Genomic DNA, 18840 nt, shown 5'->3' on the forward strand with positions numbered 1-18840 from the left:
GGGAGCGATCGTGAAGCGAGCGCTGCACATGGGGTCGCTGGCGATGTCGGTGCTGCTCGGCATCACGGCAGCGACGACGAGCGCCCGTGGCGAGGACAAGCAAGCCGCGCCGGGGTGGAGCGCGGAGAGCGAACGTGACCGCGCGGTGCGTGACTTCGAGCAGGGCCGTAGAGCGCACGCGGCGGGCCAGCTGGAGGATGCGGAGCTCGCGTATCTGCGGGCGTGGACCCGGCTGAAGACGTACGACATCGCGGCGAACCTCGGCCAGGTGCAGCTACAGCTGGACAAGCCCGCGTCCGCGGCGAAGTACCTGGCGTACGGGGTGCGCGCGGCGGGGCCGGAGATCGAGGCGGAGCGGCTTGCGCGGATGCAGGCGCTGCTATCGGCGGCGAAGGCGCAGGTCGGGACGGTGCGCGTGCGGGTGAAGAACGCGCCGGACGCGGAGCTGTTCGTGGACGGCGAGCGCGTGCCGGTCGAGGTGACCGATGAGCTCTACGTGGATCCCGGGCAGCACCTGCTGGTGATCCGGCGCGCGGGGTACGAGGACGCGGTGAGGCCGCTGGCGACGGTGCCGGGGGCGACAGAGGAGATCACGATCGACCTGAAACCAAAGCCGGCGCCGGCGCGGGGGGCTGTGGGCGCGCCGATGAACGGGGAGGCGAACACGAACGGGTCCGCCGCGGGGGCGCAGGCCGAGGAGCCGCGGAGCTGGGTGCCGGCGATCGCCCTGGGCGCGGCGAGCGTGGTGGGGCTCGGGGTGGGGGTCGGCTTCACGCTGGCCTCGAACGCGGCGAGCGCGGATGCTCGCGCGGAGCGCGAGGCCATCCTGAGGGTCGGTCCTGGATGCCTGGACGCACCGAGCGCGCTCGCCGATCGGTGCGCACAGCTCGCCCGCACCACGGCGCGCAGCGATCGGCTCCGTGACGTCGCCGGGGTGACGTACATCGCATCCGGCACCGTCGCGCTGGCGGCCCTGGCCGTCGCGCTGTGGCCACGCACGGGGTCTGCGCCGGGGAGCGCTGTTCGCGTGGTCCCCGATCTGCGCGCCAACACGGCCGGAGTGTTGCTCTCGGGGGCGTGGCAATGAGCTCGAACGAGGGGAAGATGGGGCATCATCCGATGTTCTGGGCTGTGGGTGCGGCGGGCGTCGCGCTCGTCGCTGTGGCGTGCGAAGCGCCGTGGGGACACCTGGGGGATGACTGCGAGGGCACGCTCACGTGCGTGCACCACGACTGGCTGAGGTACGATGGACGTACGCCTCCCGCATGCGTGCCTCGCGAGAACGCGAGCGCGGTGGACGACGCGTGCGGCGCGTTCGTGTCGGCGTCCGGGAGCGACGAGAACGCCGCGACGAAGGGGGCGCCGCTGAAGACGCTGCGGGCGGCGCTGGCGCTCGCGGAGGAGAACAGGACGCGGCGCGTGTACGCGTGCGCGGAGACGTTCGACGAAGCGGTGGAGGTGACGCAGGGCGTGACGATCTACGGCGGGCTGGCCTGCGCGAACGGGTGGGCCTGGGCCGGGGAGCCGAGGAAGACGGTGCTGACGGCGAGGGCTGGAGAGATCCCGCTGGTGGTGCGCGGGGGCGGAGGTGAGGCGAGCGTGCGGCTGGAGGACGTGCACGTTCAGGCGCGCGGGATCGAGCGGGTTGACGGGTCGCTCGCGGGGATGTCGTCGATCGCGGCGGTGGCGGAAGAGGTGAGCGTGGAGCTCGCGCGGTGCGTGCTGGAAGCGGGGGACGCGGCGCCCGGAGCAGAAGGAGCTCCGTACGAAACGCGTGCGATGAAGGGTGATGACGGGAATCCTGGCGGCGACGCGTGCTCGGCGGAGATCGTGGTGACGGGCGGCGTGAAGAACGACTGCGGCACACCCGAAGACACGTGCGATGATTCTTACGGGGGCATCGGCGGCGTTGGCGATCCCAATTCTGGCGGCCGCGGGGATGACGGCCTGCCGCGTCATGCACAGAACGGCGGCAGGGGCGAAAGCCTCGCCGGTACGCCACAACAGACGTGCACGAATGGCACCCAGGGCTCAAGGGCTTCTTCGAACGTCGATGCTGGCGCTGGCGCGACCGGCCTCGGAGAGATCAGCGCCCGCGGTTACACCGGCACCGCCGGCCGCGATGGCCCGAAGGGTGGCAGAGGGCAGGGCGGTGGTGGGGGCGGCGGCGCGGTGGGCGGTGCGGGTGCGGGCAAGTGCCCGTCGGCCGAGTCGGCCGGCGGCGCGAGCGGCGGCTCGGGGGGCGCCGGTGGCTGCGGCGGGGCCGGCGGGCGAGGCGGCGGTGCGGGCGGTTCGAGCATCGCGTTGATCGGCCTGAACGCGACGCTGAGCTTCGACGAGGTGACGCTGAAGACGGGAAGCGGGGGAGCGGGGGGCAAAGGGGGAGCCGGGCAGGAAGGCGGCGAAGGAGGAGCGGGTGGCCCCGGAGGCACCAAGCCCGAGGGCGCGACCGCGTTGAACGACGCGTGCGCCGGAGGAGCCGGGGGCAAAGGCGGCCGAGGCGGCCTTGGCGGCGGCGGGCTGGGCGGACACGCGATCGGGATCGCGTACAAGGGCGCGATGCCGCCGACGCAAGGCGCGACGATCGAGGTGGGCGAAGCGGGCATCGGCGGCCCGGGGGCGAACACGAAGGGCGAGGGCGCCGCGGGCGTGAAGGCCGAGGTGCAGGCGTTCTGACGTGAGCGCGTGAGCGCTGCTGCTGCTGTGGCGGAGCCAAGCCGCAGCGGCGGAGCGGCGTGGGACGGAGGCTACGCGACGTAGCGAAGGCCGAGCGCGCGCGGCCTGAGGACATCGAGGGAACCGCGCGCCGCTGTCGACGGCGCGCCATGGCTCGGCTCGTCCTGACGACGAGCGCGCGAGGAGGACGAAGGTGTATCCACAGCTCGCCATCGAGGCAGCAGCGCATTCGGACGTGGGCCGGCGGCGCAGTCACAACGAGGACAGCTTCGCGGTGCTGCCGTGCCTGGGGCTGTTCATGGTGGCCGACGGGCTGGGCGGGCATGCGGCCGGCGAGGTCGCGTCCCGCATGGCGATCGAGGTGGTCAAGAGCTGCTTCGAGGAACAGGGAGATCTGGAGGATACCTGGCCCTACGGCACCGCGACGCCGCACGACCGGGACGAGGTGCGGCTGGTGCTGAGCGTGCGGCGCGCCAACCGGGCGATCTACGAGGCGAGCCAGAAGCAAGAGGAGGTGCGCGGCATGGCGACGACCTTCGCGGGCGTGCTGCTGGCGCCGGGCATGGCGTACATCGCGCACGTGGGCGACACGCGCGTCTACCGGATGCGCGGCGGCAAGCTGGAGCGGCTGACGCGGGACCACACGCTGCTGGCCGAGCTGCTCGGGGACGGCGACGGAGCGCGGGAGGCGGTCGAGGCGCTGAGCAACCGGGCGAGGACGATCACCCGCGCGCTGGGCGCCGACGAGAACGTGGAGATCGAGTCGCGCGTGGAGGCGACGAAGCCGGGCGATCTGTTCCTCGTGTGCTCGGACGGGCTGTGGGGGCCGGTGCCCGAGCGGCGCATCGCCGGGATCCTCGAGGCCCACCGCGACCTGAGCTTTGCGGCGGAGTTGCTGGTCGATCTCGCCAACGAGCACGGCGGCCCGGACAACGTGACGTGTGTGCTGGCGCGGCTGGGAGGCGGGGCAAGACGGCGCGCTGTGGCAGGCGCGACGAGCGGCGGATGTGAGGGGACGCCTTAGGTCGGGCAGCACGAGGCCGGGCTCCGCTGTGCATCGGACAGGAGTGCTCACGGTTCAGGAGGGAACATGGAAGACATGCTGGGTGCAATGTGGCTCGTCTCGCCGATCGGGCTCGCGATGATCGCGTGCGTCGCGATCGGCTTCGCGGTCACCGCGCGCGAAGCGCTGGGACGCGAGCGGGGGTTTCGTGAGGCGCGCGAGCAGGCGCGCGATGAAGAGGAGGCAGCCCTCACCGATGCGAAGGCGCAGGCTGCGGGGGAGCGCGACCGTTACCGGCGCCTCCTGGACTGTCACGTCGATGCGGCGCTCGCCGAGCTGAGAGACACTCGAGGGCGCCTCGTCCCCTGGCCGGGAAGGGTCCTCGAGTCGTTCTGTGCGACGACGCCTTCGTGGAGGAGGAAGCTGGCCGAGTGCACGGCGTTGGAACCGAGGGAGATGGAGCGGCTGCTGAGGAGCGACCTGCCCATGACGCCCGGCCTCGCGCGGCAGCTGGAGACCTTCACCGGCACGCCGGCGCGGTACTGGGAGCGCCTCTGGCGGTTGCACGACGACCGCCGAACGGACGCGGAGGATACCGTGGTGGTCCAGGTCGGCGCGCCCGTCACCCAGCGTGAGAGCTCGGCGTCGCCGCCGATACCTCCCCGCGCGCTCGACACGCCTCCGCCCGGGGTGCCGTCTCCCGAACTCGCGGCCAGGAGCCCGCAGGCGAAGCTCCCGCCGCCTCCCCTGCCGCAGCTCCGGCCACCGCGCCCTGTCCGCGCCGTCGCGGGGGAAGAGCTCGCCCGTCGCGCTGCCCCCCTGACGAGCTTCCCGCTGCAGCCCGACGGAGGGGGGACGAGCGCTGCCAGTGCTGCCAGTGCGTCCGATTGGGAGGAAGCAGAGCGCTCTCCCCTGAACACGACGCTCCCGGGAGTAGGGCGCCATGGGTGAGAAAATCTCTCCCTCCGGGATCCCTGGCCGGACTTCTGGCGGGTGGACTACGAGGAGAAGCCGAGCTCGGCGGGCCGGGCACGGAAGGGCCGCCGGCCGCGAGCGCGGCGCCTCCGGCGAAGCCGCCGGAGACCACCGCGGCGCCGCCCGCAGCGCGGAGCTGGGTATCTGTGATCGCGCTCGGCGTGGGCGTGGGAATGACCGGCTTCGCTGCGTTGTCCAACGCACAGCGTCACCGGGGTCCCAGAGAAAAAATGCAGCCGACGGACGATTGTGCAGCGAACCAGGGCCGCTCGCCGGAACTAGAAAGGTAGAGGAGACCGGAAACGGCTCGGCAGGGCAACCGGCGGACCACCACCGCAGCGCGGAGGGGGCCATCACGGCGGTGGGTTGGCCGAGGGACAGCTGGATCGTCTTCAACCCCCGCGCTCGGCGCGCAGTCCAGGAACAGCGACTCCCTCCTCGTCTTTTTCTCTTGACGATTGTCGTATGATCCGCTCCCTGGCGGAGCGCTCGCATGCTCGTCAGCGCCGGCCGATGCGGGCGCTCCTGGTGTCACCGGCAGCCGTCGTCTCGCTGCGAGCGCGCGCTGTCTTGCCGCCGGCGCCCGTTGTCCTGCCTCGCGAGGCCGTCGTCTTGCCGCTGGGACGCGCTGTCTTGCCCCGCGGGCCGTTGTCTTGCTGCCGGCGCCCGTTGCGGCGTGGTGCTGGCGGCGCTCGAGGCGCTGAACGGCCGAGCCGACGCGGTGACGCGCGCGCTGGGGTGCGACAAGAGCGTGGAGATCGAGTCGCGCGTGGAGGCGACGCGGCCGGGCGACGTCTTCCTCGTCTGCTCCGACGGGCTGTGGGGCCCGGTGCCGGAGGCGCGGATCGAAGGGGTGCTGGGGAGGCACCGGGACCTGAGCCTGGCGGCGAGCCTGCTGGTCGACATCGCCAACGAGCACGGCGGACCGGACAACGTCACCTGCGTGCTGGCACGCCTAGGAGGCGGGTGACGTGTGCGGCGATGACGCGCTGCTGCCTCCCGTCACGGGCGCAGCTGGACCCGAGCGTGTGCGCGTGCGGCGAGATGGCGCTTGGCGAACGGTTTCGTCAGCGGCAGAATGGGTGCCCTCATCCCAAGAGGAGCGCTCGTGGCCAAGCGTCGGCGGTTCAGCGACAACGGCACGCGTCGTTCGGGCAACGTGATTCACGTGAGCCCGAGGCTCATGTGGGAACTCGCGTGGCTGCGGAAGCTGGGTCTCGAGGACGTCGACTGGGATCCAGAGATCTGTTGCCCGCACTGCAGAGCAGAGGGAGCCGCCCGAGGGGAGCCGGTGGAGGATCTCACGCCGCCCTCCAGGACGTGGCCCAAGCTCCCGCTGCACGAAGACGAGCGCGAATGATCGACGGGCGCCGCTGCAAGGGCGCCTGTTCATGAGAGCACGCCAGCACGGGCTGCTGGAGGAGCTGCTCCGCGAAGGCGACCGCGACGGCTGGAGCTGTCGCTCGCGCGCGGCCGGCGAGGCGTCTGTTCCCTTCGCCGTCGGGCTGCGGCCGCACGGGCCGGTAAGCACCGGGAGGCTCTGTACCCGTGGTCTTCGATCTGCGCGCCAACACTGCCGGTGTGCCGCGCTTCGGCGGGTGGCGATGAGATCGGGCGGGCAGGGCGAGAAACAGCGGAGCTGGTGAGAAATTCGGGGAGCTCGGAGGAATGAGATCGGCAGAGGAGCTCGAGCACAGCGGGCCGTGATTTCCGGAATGGAGGTGACGAAATGACAAGACAAGACTCGCGTGAACACGGTACCGAACATCGTGTCGCGCGGCACCGCGATAAAGAGGCGGGCTGCTCCGCGCTCATGGCATCACCCTCCCCAGGGTGCGTTGTCATGGGTTCGGGCGGACGGGCCTTTGATCTGCTGACCCCTTCCGGGTCGAGCGGCGAGCGCGGAGATCCTCCGATGGTCGCTCTAAGCAGCCCCTCAGCAGGTCGTCTATCGCGGCGTGGCAGCGGCGCACCTCGGAGGCAGGTGACGTGATGGGCTGGAACAGCGGCGCGCCGCGCGGCGGGCACCCGGACGATGCGCGGCTGTTCGGCCCTGATGCCGTCCGGACGTTGCGCGTGGCCTTCGAGGAAGTGACGTGGCTCCTCGGCCGCGGCTATCCGCTGCGCACCGCGATCCGGACCGCCGGCGACCACCACCAGCTGGCCGCACGCCAGCGCCTCGCGCTGCAGCGAGCCGCTTGCTCGGACGCGCAGCGGGCGTCGCGCCTCGCGCGCTGCGCGCCGTCCTCGTCGCTCCGGGGCGCGGAGGCGAACATCGACGGCTTCAACCTGATCATCACCCTGGAGGTGGCGCTCGCGGGCGGGCTGCTCGTGCGCGGGCCGGAGGGGGCGCTCCGCGATCTCGCGGGGCTGCGCGGCAGCTACGCGCCGATCGCGGAGACCGACGCAGCCATCGATCGGATCGGCGACGCGCTGTCCGGCGCCGGCGCGGCGCGCGCGCGCTTTCTGCTCGACGCAGCCGTCCCCAGCTCCGGGCGGCTGCGCGCGCGGATCCTGGAGCGGCTCGGCAGCGCGCCCGTCTCGATCGAGGCGACGCTCGTCCCCGATCCCGACCGCCTCCTCGCGGGGGCGGCGGGCGTGATCTCGTCCGACAGCGTCGTCCTCGATCGCTCCGTGCGCTGGGTCAACCTCGCGGACGAGATCGTGGGCGCGCGCGTGCCGGCGGCGCGCGTGGTCGAGCTCCTCCCTCGCGGAGGCGCTGCCGGCGCGTGAGGGCGCGGAGCGCCCGTCACCGGCAGAGCCGGAGCCGCCTCGTCTGCCAGGCGACCTGCGCCGCGAGCCCCTCGCGCAGGGGCACCCGGGGCACGTACCGGAGCGCCGCCTGCGCCGCCGCGGTGTCCGCCCAGGTGCGCCGGACGTCGCCGGGCTGAGGCTCTCCCCGCTCGACGCGTACGGGTCCTGCGAGCTCTCCCAGCAGCCCGAGCGCGTCGTTGAGGCTCACCCGCGAGCCGCCGCCGATGTTGAACACGCCGACCGCGCCGCCCTCCATGGCGTCGACGTTGGCCTGCACCGCGTCGCTCACGTACGTGAAATCGCGCATCTGCTCGCCGTCGCCGTACACGCGGACCGGCTCGCCCTTCAGCACGGCGGCGATGAACCGGTGAAACGCCATGTCGGGGCGCTGCCTGGGGCCGTACACCGTGAAGTACCGGAGCGAGATCGTGGGCAGGCCGAAGTTGCGCCGGTACAGCTCGCAGAGCTGCTCGGCGGCGAGCTTCGTCACCCCGTAGGGCGAGTGCGGTGCGGTCCGGCTGGATTCGTGCATGGGCACATCCCCCGTGTCGCCGGAGGGGTCGCCGTAGACGGAGGAGGACGAGGCATAGACGAGCTTGCGCACCTGGCCGTGCGCTCTGGCCGCCTCCAGCAGCCGCTGCGTCGCGAGCACGTTGTCGCGCAGGTAGACCTCGAAGCTCTGTCCCCAGCTCGGGCGCACACCCGCCTGCGCCGCCTGATGGAAGACGATCTCGCGGCCCGAGAGCAGCGGGCGGAGATCGTCTGTCGCGAGGTCGGCCGTCGAGAGCGAGAAGCGCGGTTCGCCGCGCAGCCGTGCCAGGTTCCCCTCCTTGAGCTCGCGGGCGTAGTAGTCGGTGAAGCGGTCCACGCCCAGCACATCGTGCCCGAGCTCGATCAACCGCTCCGCCAGGTGGGAGCCGATGAATCCGGCCACCCCCGTCACCAGACAACGCATCCGCCTCCCGTCCTGGTCTTGCCGCGTCGCGGCCTCGCGTCCTCGTCTAGCCGCGGCGCGGCCTCCGGTCCCGGGCCTGCCGCGTCGCGGCGCGGCGATGCTAGCACCTCGTGCCGTTCCGTTGAGTGGGCAGCAGCCGGCTGCGAAGCCCCGTCACGCCGCTGAGCTCGCCCCGGGTTTGGGGACCGAGCGGCGTGGACCGCGTGGACCGACCCGGGTTGAGGACCGACCCAGGTTGAGGATCGACCGGCGTGGATCGACCCGGGTTGAGGACCGACCGAGGTTGAGGATCGACCCAGGGTCGGGGCCGCATGAGCCGATCGAGGTTGGGGTCAGCGCATACCCACCCTCTTCTTGCAAATACGCCCACCTTTCCGATGTGTATTTCTGAATCTGGTTGCGCCTACCCGCCCGGCGGGCGACGCTGATGCGCGCTCGGGCCCCTCACTTTTTCTGTCCGAGGCGCGCTCGCGACGGGTCGGAAGGCTAGCTGTTGCTTATGGGAATTGTTGTCGAGCAGCTCACGAAGCGGTTCGGTCCGAACAAGGTGGTCGATGACGTCTCGTTCGAGATCGAGAGCGGCGCGCTGGTCGCGCTCCTCGGGCCGAGCGGAGGTGGCAAGAGCACCGTCCTGCGCATCATCGCCGGGCTCGAGAGCCCCGACTCCGGCGAGGTCATCCTGAACGGCAAGAAGGCGACGACCACCCGCGTCCAGGACCGGAACATCGGCTTCGTCTTCCAGAACTATGCGCTGTTCAGGCACATGAGCGTGCGCGACAACATCGGCTTCGGCCTCTCCATCCGGAAGCGGCCACGGAAGGAGATCGCGACCACCGTCGACGAGCTCCTCAGCCTCGTGCAGCTCGACGGGCTCGGCGGCAGGTTCCCGCACGAGCTCTCCGGCGGCCAGCGGCAGCGCGTCGCGCTGGCGCGCGCGCTCGCGCCAGGCTCGTCGCTGCTCCTGCTCGACGAGCCGTTCGGGGCGCTCGACGCCAAGGTCCGCCTCGAGCTGCGCGAGTGGATCCGGAGGCTCCACAAGGAGCGAGGGATCACGAGCGTCTTCGTGACCCACGACCAGGAAGAGGCGATGGACCTCGCCGATCGGGTCATCGTGCTGCACAAGGGGCGGGTCGAGCAGATCGGCACCCCGGAGGAGATCTACGACCGGCCATCGACCGAGTTCGTCGCGAGCTTCGTCGGGTCGATCAACGTGCTCAAGGGGGAGGTGCGCGACGGCCAGGCGGCGCTCGGGACCCTCGCGGTGCACGCTCCCCCCGGAACCGGCGACGGCGCGAGCGTGCGCGCCTTCGTACGTCCGCACGACATCGAGGTCCACACCCGGATCGACTCCTCGAAGACGCCCGCCGCCGACGACGCCAGCGTCGCGCGCGTCGAGCGGCTGTCGCGGGTCGGGTGGATGGTCAAGGCAGAGCTCCGCCTCTCCGATGGCCAGCCGCTCTCCGTGGAGCTGACCAAGGATCGCGTCGCCGAGCTCGGCCTGTCCGAGGGGGACAGGGTGCTGGTAAATCTCCGAGACGCCAAGATCTTCGTGCAAGATTACTCCATCTAACTAACCCGCTGGCCGGCGCTCCCGTCTGGTCAACGGCCATCACGGGAGGCGGCACGTGGCTTCAATCTTCGACGACATCGCGGCGACGATCGGGCGCACCCCGCTCGTCCGCCTGAGCTCTGCGGGAAAGGGTCTGCGCGCCGAGCTGATCGGCAAGGTCGAGAGCCGGAACCCTGGCGGCAGCGTCAAGGATCGCATCGGCCTCGCGATGGTCGAGGACGCCGAGCGGCAGGGCAAGCTGAAGAGCGGCAGCGTCCTCGTCGAGCCGACGAGCGGCAACACGGGCCTCGCGCTGGCGATGATCGCCGCGGCCAAGGGCTACCGGCTGATCCTCACGATGCCGGAGTCGATGAGCCCGGAGCGGATCGCGCTGCTCCGCGCGTTCGGGGTCGATGTGCTGCTGACGCCCGGATCGCTCATGGTGCAGGCCGTCGCGCGGGCGCGCCAGATCGTGGAAGAGACGCCCGGCGCGGTGATGCTCCAGCAGTTCGAGAACCCGGCGAACCCCGCCGCGCACCGCGTGACGACCGCGCGCGAGATCTGGGAGGACACGGACGGGACGGTCGACGTCGTGGTCGCCGGCGTGGGGACCGGCGGGACGATCACCGGCGTGGGCGAGGTGCTCAAGCAGAAGAAGCCGGGCGTGAAGATGATCGCGGTCGAGCCCAGGAATGCGGCCGTGCTGAGCGGCGGTCGCGTGGGCGCGCACCTGATCCAGGGCATCGGCGCGGGCTTCGTCCCGAAGATCCTCCGACGCGAGCTCATCGACGAGGTGGTGCCCGTGTCCGAGGACGAGTCCTTCGACGCCGCGCGTCGGCTCGCCAAGACCGAGGGCATCCTCGTCGGCATCTCCGGTGGCGCGGCGATGGCGGCGGCGCTGTCGATCGCGGCGCGCGACGAGATGCAGGGAAAGAGGATCGTGGTGATCCTTCCCGACGGTGGGGAGCGGTACGTCACCTCGCCGCTCTTCAAGGAGCTCGTCGGCTGCGCTCGCGCGGCCGCGCCCCGCTGAACCGCCAGGGAACTAGGGAAGGCAGCCGCACATCGGGTCGCCTTCCCTGCAGAAGCACTCCGCCTTCCTGGGCGCCTGCGGCGCCGCCGGCCTCGCGGCCTTGACCTGGAGGGCCTCCCGGTCGCGCTTCGCCGCGAGGAGCTTGCGCTCGAGCTCCGCCTTCTCGGCCTGGCTCCGCACCGTCTGGTACGCGAGCGTGAGCTCGTCGATCTTCCTCTCGCTCGCCGCGAGGTCGCTCTGGAGCGTCGCGAGCCGCTGCTCGTGGGCGGCGCGCGTGGCCGTCTGCTCGGCCAGCGTCTGCTCGGCCTCCGGCTTGATCTTGCCGAAGAAGACGCCGAGCGTCGCGGCGAGCACGACGACGAAGAGCGCGCTCCCCCCGGTGACGAGCTGCTTGAGCCGCCGCTTCTGGGCGTCTCCCGCGAGGGCGGCGAGCCTGCGCTCGTGCTCCTGCTGCTTCTCCATGGCCTCGATGCGCGCGCGCTGCTCGGCCTCGATGCGGGCCTTCTCGACGGCCGCGACCCGGATCCCCTCGAGCCGCGCGGCCTCCTCGCGCGCCTGCTCCTCCTCGCGGCGGGTCCGCTCCTCTTCGGCCCGGATGCGCGCCGCCTCCTCCGCCCGAGCGCGCCGCTCGAGGGCGCGCCGCGCCTCTTGCTCTGCGAGCGCGCGCTGCCGTACGGCCTCCTCCTCCTCGCGCAGCCGCTGCTTCTCGAGGCTCATGAGCTGCTTGAGCGAGAACAGAACAGAGCTCTCCTGGATCTCGGCCATGACGGATCGACCTCCTTGCCCGCGCCGGGGTGCGGAGCGCACGGCGCACGCCGACGAGCGCGGCTCCAGCGGATGAACTCAGCTTCTCCGGCCTCGCTCTCGCGCGCGGTGCGCTCTCGGTTCTCCAGTTGGACCGAGCGACGAGATGGAAGCTTGGATGGCCGAGGAGCCGATCAGGACGGGCGCAGGGGAAGCGCCGCGAGGAGTGTGGGAGAAGGAGGGGCGCCGCGAGCGGCGTGATCACTCGATGCGGACGGCGACGAGGACCTTCATCCATACCCCTTCGGGCGGGATCGTCTTCGTCAGATCGACCTTGCCTTCCCAGTCGACGTGCACCGTGTAATCGCCGCTCTCGTCGTTCTTGTAGAAGAAGTGCCGGATGTCGTCGTGATAGACCCGATCGAGCGGGACGATGCGCTCCCCGGTGGGCATCGGCGCCTTCTTGGCGACGACGGTCCACTTGCCGTCGACGACGGCCGAGGCGGAGACGCTCTTGATGAAGGTGAGGTCGGGGACGTTGTTGTCGCGCGCTTCCAGCCGGATGTACATGAGCTCGGCCCTGTCGACCGAGTTCGGGTCCTCCGAGACGGAGAGCTCGCTCCATCCGGAGAAGACCGACTGCGAGGTGGGCTTGACGAGGAACTTGGTTTCCACCTCATGCTCGCCGACGACCGAGGCGCAGGCGCTCGCGCCGAGCGACAGCGCCATGATGAGCGCCGCGCCGGTGCGCGCGGAGATGCAGAGCGAGGCGAGCCCACGGCGACAGGTCAACATAAGCATCCTCATTCGCAAGACATAGCATGGCGAGGTCCGATCGACGCGCGGGGCGCGGCCGGCTATCGTCGTCGGCCGAGGGCGACCAGATGGCGGCGGAATCAGGCGCGGGTATTGACGGCGGGCAGGGTACGGCCCCCGCTTCGTTCGAGGCGAGGCTCGAGCTCGCCCAGCGGACGAGCGCGCGGCTGCGAGAGGCGATCGGGCAGGCCGTGGTCGGGCAGGACGACGTCATCGAGCAGACGCTCTGGGGGATCCTCGCGGGAGGGCACGTCCTCCTCGAGGGGGCGCCCGGGCTGGGCAAGACGCTCCTCGTCAGGACCATCGCCGGCTGCCTGGATCTCGCGTTCTCGCGCATCCAGTTCACCCCGGATCTCATGCCGAGCGACGTGACCGGCACGAACGTGCTCGTCGCGGCGGCGGACGGCTCGCGCCACTTCTCGCTGCACAAGGGGCCGATCTTCGGGCAGGTGATCCTGGCCGACGAGATCAACCGGGCGACGCCGAAGACGCAGAGCGCGCTGCTCGAGGCCATGCAGGAGCACGCGTGCACCATCGCGGGCACGCGGTATGCGATGGAGGAGCCGTTCTTCGTGCTGGCCACCGAGAACCCGATCGAGATGGAAGGGACTTACCCGCTGCCGGAGGCGCAGCTCGATCGGTTCCTGCTCAAGGTGCTCGTGCCGAGCCCGACCGAGGACGAGATGACCGAGATCCTCGCCCGGACCACGGGCCACGATCGCGGGCCGCCGCCGCGGGTGCTCACCCGCGACGACGTGCTCTCGCTGCGATCGCTCTGCCGCGACATCGCGGTCGCCGAGCCCGTCATGCGGTACGCGTCGCGGCTCACGCGGGCGAGCGATCCGGCGGCCGAGGGGGCGCCCGAGATCGTGCGGAGGTCGCTCCGGTTCGGCGCCGGCGTGCGCGGCGCGCAGTCGCTGGTGCTGGCCGCGAAGGCCGTTGCGCTCCTCCAGGGAAGGGCGCACGTCGCCTTCGCCGACGTGCAGCGGGTCGCGAAGCCGGTGCTCCGCCACCGGATGATCCGGTCCTTCGAGGGCGAGGCGGAGGGGATCACGACGGATCAGGTGATCGCGGCGCTCCTCTCCGCGATCGAGGCGCGCCCCGAGCCCGTGGCGCAGGCGATCCGGCGATGAGGCGCGTGGATGAGCCGCGGGGGCAGGCGATCCGGCGCGGGTCGCTGACGAGGGGCGCGAAGGGCCTTGCGGGGGCGGCGTCGCTCGCGGCGCTCTTCTCGGCGGGGCCCGCGTCCGGGCAGGCGCCGCCTCTGTCGACCGCGACGGAGCTCGTCGTCGACGTGGCGCCCGTGCTCGGGACGAGCGGCGGGATACCCTGGGGCTGGAACCAGGTCGTCGTGCGCATCCAGAACAACGGCGGCAGGGCGGCCAGGGGAGAGGTCGAGGTCGAGTCGAAGCGCTACTCCGATGAGCGCGTCTTCGTCGCGTCGGCGCCGTACGCCGTCGGGGCGGGCGCGTCGGTCGACGTGCGCGTGCCGGTGCACGTGTCGCCTTTCGGCGACGTGCAGGTGCGGGCGCTCGATGAGGGCGGAGCGCAGGTGTCGTCGCAGGGGCTCTCGTCGACCTCGCAACACGCGGTGGTGCTCTTCGACGTCAGCGAGAGGTCGCTCCTCCGCGCGGGCCTCCACGACGCGCCGATCGCGCCGCTGTACATATCGACCAGCCGCGCGCCCGGGGGGACGCCGAGCCCTGTCCTCTGGGTCGGGCAGCCTCGCTTCGACAGCGCGACCGGCGACCCGCTGCTGCCCGACCGGGCGGCCCTGTACAACGCGGCGGACGCCGTGCTCATGCGCACCGACACGCTGTCCAGGCTGAGCGGCTCCGAGCTCGAGGCGCTCGCCGGCTTCGTCCTCTCCGGCGGCACGCTGGCGCTGTCCGTCGCCCGCCCCGAGGATCTGCGGCACCCGACGCTCGCGGCGTTCGTCGGCGGTGAGGTCGCGAGGGCGCCCATCGCGCCGCCCACCCTCGCGGAGATCGCGCCGCCCGGCAGCTCCAGCGGCTTTGGCAAGCAGGGCAACGTGCTCCTGCCCGCGCCGAGCGCGACCCCCGCGGTGGCCGAGTCGCTCTGCGGCTGGTCGGGCGGCAACCTGCGCGGGAGCCCGTATGGCAGCTCGGCGTTCTACGGCCTCGGCGAGGTGCACCTGCTCGCGTTCGACCCGACGCGCTCGCCCGCGGCCAGCGACCCGTGGGTGAAGATCCGTGTGGCCGATCTCGCTCGCCGCGCTTACGACCGTCGCTCCACCGTCGCCTTCCGCCCGGGGGAGGATGCGATGGGCGTCGACCTCGAGCCGGTGCGGCGGGAGCTCGATCCGAACGAGAGCTCCCGCTGGGCGATCGGGGTCTCCGCGCTGCTGCTCTGCATTTACGCGGTGCTCGCCGGTCCGATCAATTTCTCGCGCGCCGCGCGGCAGGGGAGGCCGCTCCGCGCGCTCTGGCACCTGCCGGTGCTCTCTGCGGTCACGTTCGCGGTGATCGTCGGCGTGGGCCTGTTCGCGAAGGGGGTGCGCGGTCGGGCGCGGCACCTCACGCTGATCGAGGCGGGGGCCGGCATGACGAAGGGCGCTGTGCGCCGGTTCCGGGGCTTCTTCGTCGCCAGCGCGGAGGAGCTCACGGTCCGCACGACCGACCCGAGCGGCGTGATCAGCACGGCGGTGGTCGCCGAGCTCTCCGAGCGGCGCGACCGGCTGCTCGTGGACCGCGACGGCGCCCGGCTGACGAAGGTCGCGGCGCTCCCCTGGCAGACGGTGATCGTGCGCGAGGACGGGGCCGCGTCGCTCGGGGACGGCATCGCGATCGTCGCCGATCCGAGCGGCGACATCGTCGTGAGCAACCGGAGCGGCCGCGACCTCCGGGGCGGCGTCCTGTGGCTACCGGAGGGCGCGGCCCGCTACTTCGCCCGCATCGGCGACGGGGAGAGGGTCTCGTCGCGCGCGGGGGTCGATCTCGCGGCGCGGAGCGAGGGGCAGGGCTGGCTCTTGCACGCGGGCTCCGCGCGGCGGGTCGGCGGCATGGACGTCCACGACCTCGGGGGGAGGCTGCTGACGCCGCTCCTCGAGCCCGACGCCCCGGGGCTCGGCGCCGCGTGGCTGGCCATCGAGGAGGCGGCCGGCGGATCGGTCGACTGGTTCCCGGCCGGCGTGCCCGTGCTGTTCGGCCAGCTCGACGGCGGCGAGGGGCGCGCGAGCGACTCCGGGTTGCGGATCGACAGCGACCGCGTGCTCGTGCGGGTCGTGGGCTACGGAGGCCGGCCGTGAGCGCGGCGCTCGGCGGCGCTCCGCCCCCCGGGGCGCAGATCGAGCGGCTTCGGCCGACGATCCGCGTCCGGCACCTCTCGCACCGCTTCGGCGCGCTCGACGTGCTGAAGGACGTCACCTTCGACGTGGGCCCCGGCGAGATCTTCGGCTTCATCGGGCCGAACGGCGCGGGCAAGACGACGACGATCCGGGTCATGGCGACCTTGCTCGAGCCCATGGCAGGGCGGGTCGAGATCGACGGCGTCGACGTGACGATCGACCCCGCGGCTGTCCGTCGCAGCATCGGGTACATGCCGGATCACGCCGGCGTCTACGACAGGATCACGGTGCGCGAGTACCTCGAGTTCTTCGCGGACGCCTTCCGGGTGCCGTCGCTCGACGTGGTCGACGCCGTCCTGGAGCTGACCGACCTCGGCAAGATCCAGGACCGGATCGTCGCCACGATGTCCAAGGGGATGAAGCAGCGCCTCCAGCTCGGGAGGATCCTGCTGCACGATCCGAAGGTCCTTATCCTGGACGAGCCGGCGAGCGATCTCGATCCGCGCGCGCGCATCGAGATCCGCGATCTCTTGCTCGAGCTCCGGAGCCTGGGGAAGACGATCTTCCTCTCGTCGCACATCCTCACGGAGCTCTCCGACGTGTGCACGTCGATCGGCATCCTCGAGAAGGGCCGCCTCGTCGTCGCCGGGCCGATCGGGGAGATCGCCGCGCGCCTCGAGGCGGTGCGTGCGGCGCAGGCGCACGGGCACGCGCCGCCGCGCCACGCCGCCGTGCCGGGCGCGTACGGGGCGCAGGCGCACGGGCATGCGCCGCCGCGGCACGGACCCGAGGCGGCCACGCCCGACGGCGCGCCGGCGGATCCGGCCGCCGTCGATCGTCCGCACGCCGACGGTCCGCCGCCCGGATACGGCCCGCACCCGCCGCACGCCGCTGGGCCGGCGAGCGCGGGGCAGGCGGCCTATCCGGCGCTCTCGCAGATCTCCCGGCGCAAGGTCAAGGTGCGGGTCCTTGGCGATCCCGAGGCAGCGGCCTTCCTGGTCAGGGGCGGGCCGGGGATCACCGACGTCGACATCGTCGCCGGAGCCGTTCACGTCGGCTACGTGGGCACCGACGTGAAGATCGCCGAGATCGTCCAGCACCTCGTGCGCAGCGGCGTCGGCGTGATCGGCGTCGAGCCGGAGCGCAATGAGCTCGAGAGGATCTTCCTGGAGGTCACGCAAGGAGAGGTGCAGTGAGCGTGCAGACTGGCACATCGCCGCCCGCCGGTCCGGCGTCGCAGCGGCTCGTCGATCGGGCGCGGCATCGCGTGGGGCACGTCCTGCGCGAGCCGAACCCGATCTGGATCCGCGAGCTCAAGCAGGCGGCGCGCCTCGCTCGCACGCCGATCATCCTGCTGGTGCTGGCCGTGCTGATGGCGCTGCTCGTGGCGACCATCGGCGGCATCGCGGCGAAGGAAATCGCGCCTGCGAAGACGGGCGTGATCCTGTTCCAGGTCTTCTTCTCGCTCGCGTACTTCGTGGTGGCGCTGGTCGGGCCGGCGGTCGCCGCGAACAGCATCGCTTCGGAGCGCGAGGGGCGCACCTGGGAGGCGGTGCTCCTGACGGGCATCCCGCCCGGCGAGATCGCGCGAGGCAAGTTCCTCGCCGCTTACACGGCGATCTCGATGTACGTGGTGATGCTCGCGCCGGTCGGGGCGCTGCCGTTCCTGTTCGGCGGGATCACCGCGATGGAGGTGGTGATCGCCTTCCTGTTCCTCTTCTTGATCGCGCTGCTCAGCGTGGCCTTCGGCCTGGCGATCAGCTCGAAGATGGCGAGCCTGCGCGCGGCGATCCTCGTCACGCTGCTGCTCGCGTTCCCGCTGTCGATCGGCCTGTTCTCGGCGGGGGGCTCGGGGCTCTCGTACGCGGCCCACCTGGCCTGGCCGGAGGTGCCCGAGGGGCCGCCCATCTGGCTCCCGATCGCCTACCAGCGCGCACCTCTCGGCCTCGATTACGTGCTCTTCCTGATCCTCCTGCCGATCGCGGCGATCGGCATGCCCGCGTGGTTCCTGTACCAGGTGACCGTCGCGAACCTCACGAGCGAGAGCGACGATCGCTCCTCCGGGTTGAAGGCGTGGTTCGCGGTCTGCGCGCCCGTGGCGACCGCCGCCGTCGCGGTGCCGGCGCTCTCGGTGGACCCCTCCGATCGCATGCCCGCGATCGTCGCGGGCGTGTGCGCGGCGCTCTCGTTTCTGATCTTCTGCGTGTTCCTCTTTGCCGGCGAGCCGATCGGCCCATCGCGCCGCGTCGAGGTTCACTGGGCTCGGAGCCGCGCCAGCCGGCTGCGTCGCTTCTTCGGCCCCGGCGTGATGCGCTCGGCGTACCTCCTCCTCGCGGTGGGGGTCCCCGCCATCGCCGCGCTCTGGCTCATCGGGCACCGGCTGAGCCTCGGCGCGCCCGTCGCGACGCCGGAGATCCAGGCGCAGCAGGTGCAGCACGTCGCCGTCTACGCGCTCGCCGTCTACGTGTTCCTCGTCGGGCTCGGCGCGTTCCTTCGCGCGCGGATCGCCTCGCCCCTGGTGACGCGGGCGCTGCTCCTGACGCTGCTCTTCACGATCGCGGTCGGCCCATGGATCGTCGCCGCCATCGCGGGCCTCGTCGCGGAGCTCGACACGAGCGAGAGCGCTCTCCTCGTCGCGGCCCCGTCGCCGTTCTACGCGTTCGTGATGCTCTCCAAGGCCGATCAGGGCGATGCAGGATCTGTCATCGCCGCCGGGTACACGGCCGCAGCTGGCTGGGTCGCCGTCGGGCTCGGCCTGCTCTCCGCGGCCCGCGCGCGCTGCGCTGCCGTCGTCGCGCAACGCGAAGCGGCCTTCGCCGAGACGGACGCGCTCCTCGCCCGGGAAGACGAGGCGGCGCTCGCGGCGGAGCAGGCAGCGCCGCCGCACGCGGCCACGCCCGAGCACGGCGGGCCAGGGAGCGCCGCGGGCACCGCCGCCTGATCACGGGGGCGCGATCGCGGCGCGCTCCGAAATCGTACGTGCACGTCTCTTTGTGTGGAAATTTGGATCGCGACCGGGGAATGCAGC

16 protein-coding genes are annotated in these 18840 nt (G+C 71.8%); 13 read left to right on the plus strand and 3 right to left on the minus strand.

Translation table 11 applies throughout. The annotated features are described in order from the left end of the window. Window positions 1-10 precede the first annotated feature (10 nt). The 7 genes from WMF19_RS38585 (at window position 11) to WMF19_RS38615 (ending at window position 7387) form a co-directional block, all read left to right on the plus strand. Window positions 11-1087 (plus strand): hypothetical protein, encoded by a 1077-nt coding sequence (locus tag WMF19_RS38585; protein ID WP_437894936.1) that lies wholly within the window; start codon window positions 11-13, stop codon window positions 1085-1087. Between the two features lie 17 nt (window positions 1088-1104). Continuing rightward, window positions 1105-2676 carry a PGRS family protein gene (locus WMF19_RS38590; RefSeq protein WP_437894937.1) on the plus strand — a complete coding sequence of 524 codons (1572 nt, stop codon included), beginning with the start codon at window positions 1105-1107 and terminating at the stop codon, window positions 2674-2676. A 193-nt stretch (window positions 2677-2869) separates the two neighbouring features. After that, window positions 2870-3700: a PP2C family protein-serine/threonine phosphatase gene (locus WMF19_RS38595; RefSeq protein WP_437894938.1), complete on the plus strand. Its 831-nt coding sequence runs from the start codon at window positions 2870-2872 to the stop codon at window positions 3698-3700. A gap of 66 nt (window positions 3701-3766) precedes the next feature. Beyond that, entirely contained in the window at window positions 3767-4630 is an 864-nt protein-coding gene (locus tag WMF19_RS38600) for a helix-turn-helix transcriptional regulator (RefSeq protein WP_437894939.1), read from the plus strand. 703 nt (window positions 4631-5333) lie between these two features. After that, window positions 5334-5624 (plus strand): PP2C family protein-serine/threonine phosphatase, encoded by a 291-nt coding sequence (locus tag WMF19_RS38605; RefSeq protein WP_437894940.1) that lies wholly within the window; start codon window positions 5334-5336, stop codon window positions 5622-5624. Between the two features lie 138 nt (window positions 5625-5762). Next, a complete protein-coding gene (locus WMF19_RS38610) occupies window positions 5763-6014 on the plus strand; it encodes a hypothetical protein (RefSeq protein WP_437894941.1) in 252 nt (83 codons plus the stop codon). 632 nt (window positions 6015-6646) lie between these two features. After that, entirely contained in the window at window positions 6647-7387 is a 741-nt protein-coding gene (locus WMF19_RS38615; RefSeq protein ID WP_437894942.1) for a DUF434 domain-containing protein, read from the plus strand. A gap of 16 nt (window positions 7388-7403) precedes the next feature. On the opposite strand, the gene WMF19_RS38620 is transcribed toward WMF19_RS38615, so the two are convergent. Continuing rightward, window positions 7404-8363 (minus strand): NAD-dependent epimerase/dehydratase family protein, encoded by a 960-nt coding sequence (locus WMF19_RS38620; protein WP_437894943.1) that lies wholly within the window; start codon window positions 8361-8363, stop codon window positions 7404-7406. Between the two features lie 499 nt (window positions 8364-8862). Between WMF19_RS38620 and WMF19_RS38625 the strand changes: the two genes are divergently transcribed. Together WMF19_RS38625 and cysK are read left to right on the plus strand one after the other, a co-directional pair. After that, window positions 8863-9933 carry a sulfate/molybdate ABC transporter ATP-binding protein gene (locus WMF19_RS38625; RefSeq protein ID WP_272102724.1) on the plus strand — a complete coding sequence of 357 codons (1071 nt, stop codon included), beginning with the start codon at window positions 8863-8865 and terminating at the stop codon, window positions 9931-9933. A gap of 55 nt (window positions 9934-9988) precedes the next feature. Then, the gene (gene cysK, locus WMF19_RS38630; protein ID WP_272102725.1) at window positions 9989-10945 is read left to right on the plus strand and encodes a cysteine synthase A; all 957 of its coding nucleotides are present in this window, start codon (window positions 9989-9991) and stop codon (window positions 10943-10945) included. A 12-nt stretch (window positions 10946-10957) separates the two neighbouring features. Here the strand turns inward: cysK and WMF19_RS38635 are convergent, their stop codons facing one another. Together WMF19_RS38635 and WMF19_RS38640 are read right to left on the minus strand one after the other, a co-directional pair. Continuing rightward, on the minus strand, window positions 10958-11710 hold the full coding sequence (locus tag WMF19_RS38635; protein WP_437894944.1) for a hypothetical protein: 753 nt from the start codon (window positions 11708-11710) through the stop codon (window positions 10958-10960). 240 nt (window positions 11711-11950) lie between these two features. Next, entirely contained in the window at window positions 11951-12484 is a 534-nt protein-coding gene (locus tag WMF19_RS38640; RefSeq protein WP_437894945.1) for a hypothetical protein, read from the minus strand. Between the two features lie 89 nt (window positions 12485-12573). On the opposite strand from WMF19_RS38640, the gene WMF19_RS38645 reads away from it, so the two are divergent. The 4 genes from WMF19_RS38645 to WMF19_RS38660 are packed head-to-tail and all read left to right on the plus strand — an operon-like array spanning window position 12574 to window position 18753. Beyond that, window positions 12574-13638 (plus strand): AAA family ATPase, encoded by a 1065-nt coding sequence (locus tag WMF19_RS38645; protein ID WP_437325185.1) that lies wholly within the window; start codon window positions 12574-12576, stop codon window positions 13636-13638. Then, on the plus strand, window positions 13635-15773 hold the full coding sequence (locus WMF19_RS38650; protein WP_437894946.1) for a hypothetical protein: 2139 nt from the start codon (window positions 13635-13637) through the stop codon (window positions 15771-15773). Before WMF19_RS38645 ends, WMF19_RS38650 begins: the two co-directional genes overlap by 4 nt. Then, the gene (locus WMF19_RS38655) at window positions 15770-17008 is read left to right on the plus strand and encodes an ATP-binding cassette domain-containing protein (protein ID WP_437894947.1); all 1239 of its coding nucleotides are present in this window, start codon (window positions 15770-15772) and stop codon (window positions 17006-17008) included. Before WMF19_RS38650 ends, WMF19_RS38655 begins: the two co-directional genes overlap by 4 nt. After that, on the plus strand, window positions 17005-18753 hold the full coding sequence (locus WMF19_RS38660; RefSeq protein WP_437894948.1) for an ABC transporter permease: 1749 nt from the start codon (window positions 17005-17007) through the stop codon (window positions 18751-18753). Before WMF19_RS38655 ends, WMF19_RS38660 begins: the two co-directional genes overlap by 4 nt. Window positions 18754-18840: the final 87 nt, after the last annotated feature.

The organism is Sorangium sp. So ce124 (genome assembly GCF_051525235.1).
Classification (GTDB): Bacteria; Myxococcota_A; Polyangia; order Polyangiales; family Polyangiaceae; genus Sorangium; species Sorangium atrum.

What these genes read in the sequence shown, in the direction of transcription:
- WMF19_RS38650 (WP_437894946.1), top strand. Translation starts at nt 13,635, where the DNA reads ATGAGGCGCGTGGATGAGCCGCGGGGGCAGGCGATCCGGCGCGGGTCG.
- WMF19_RS38640 (WP_437894945.1), bottom strand. Translation starts at nt 12,484, where the DNA reads ATGTTGACCTGTCGCCGTGGGCTCGCCTCGCTCTGCATCTCCGCGCGC.
- WMF19_RS38620 (WP_437894943.1), bottom strand. Translation starts at nt 8,363, where the DNA reads ATGCGTTGTCTGGTGACGGGGGTGGCCGGATTCATCGGCTCCCACCTG.
- WMF19_RS38645 (WP_437325185.1), top strand. Translation starts at nt 12,574, where the DNA reads ATGGCGGCGGAATCAGGCGCGGGTATTGACGGCGGGCAGGGTACGGCC.
- WMF19_RS38600 (WP_437894939.1), top strand. Translation starts at nt 3,767, where the DNA reads ATGGAAGACATGCTGGGTGCAATGTGGCTCGTCTCGCCGATCGGGCTC.
- WMF19_RS38590 (WP_437894937.1), top strand. Translation starts at nt 1,105, where the DNA reads ATGGGGCATCATCCGATGTTCTGGGCTGTGGGTGCGGCGGGCGTCGCG.
- WMF19_RS38615 (WP_437894942.1), top strand. Translation starts at nt 6,647, where the DNA reads ATGGGCTGGAACAGCGGCGCGCCGCGCGGCGGGCACCCGGACGATGCG.
- WMF19_RS38635 (WP_437894944.1), bottom strand. Translation starts at nt 11,710, where the DNA reads ATGGCCGAGATCCAGGAGAGCTCTGTTCTGTTCTCGCTCAAGCAGCTC.
- WMF19_RS38625 (WP_272102724.1), top strand. Translation starts at nt 8,863, where the DNA reads ATGGGAATTGTTGTCGAGCAGCTCACGAAGCGGTTCGGTCCGAACAAG.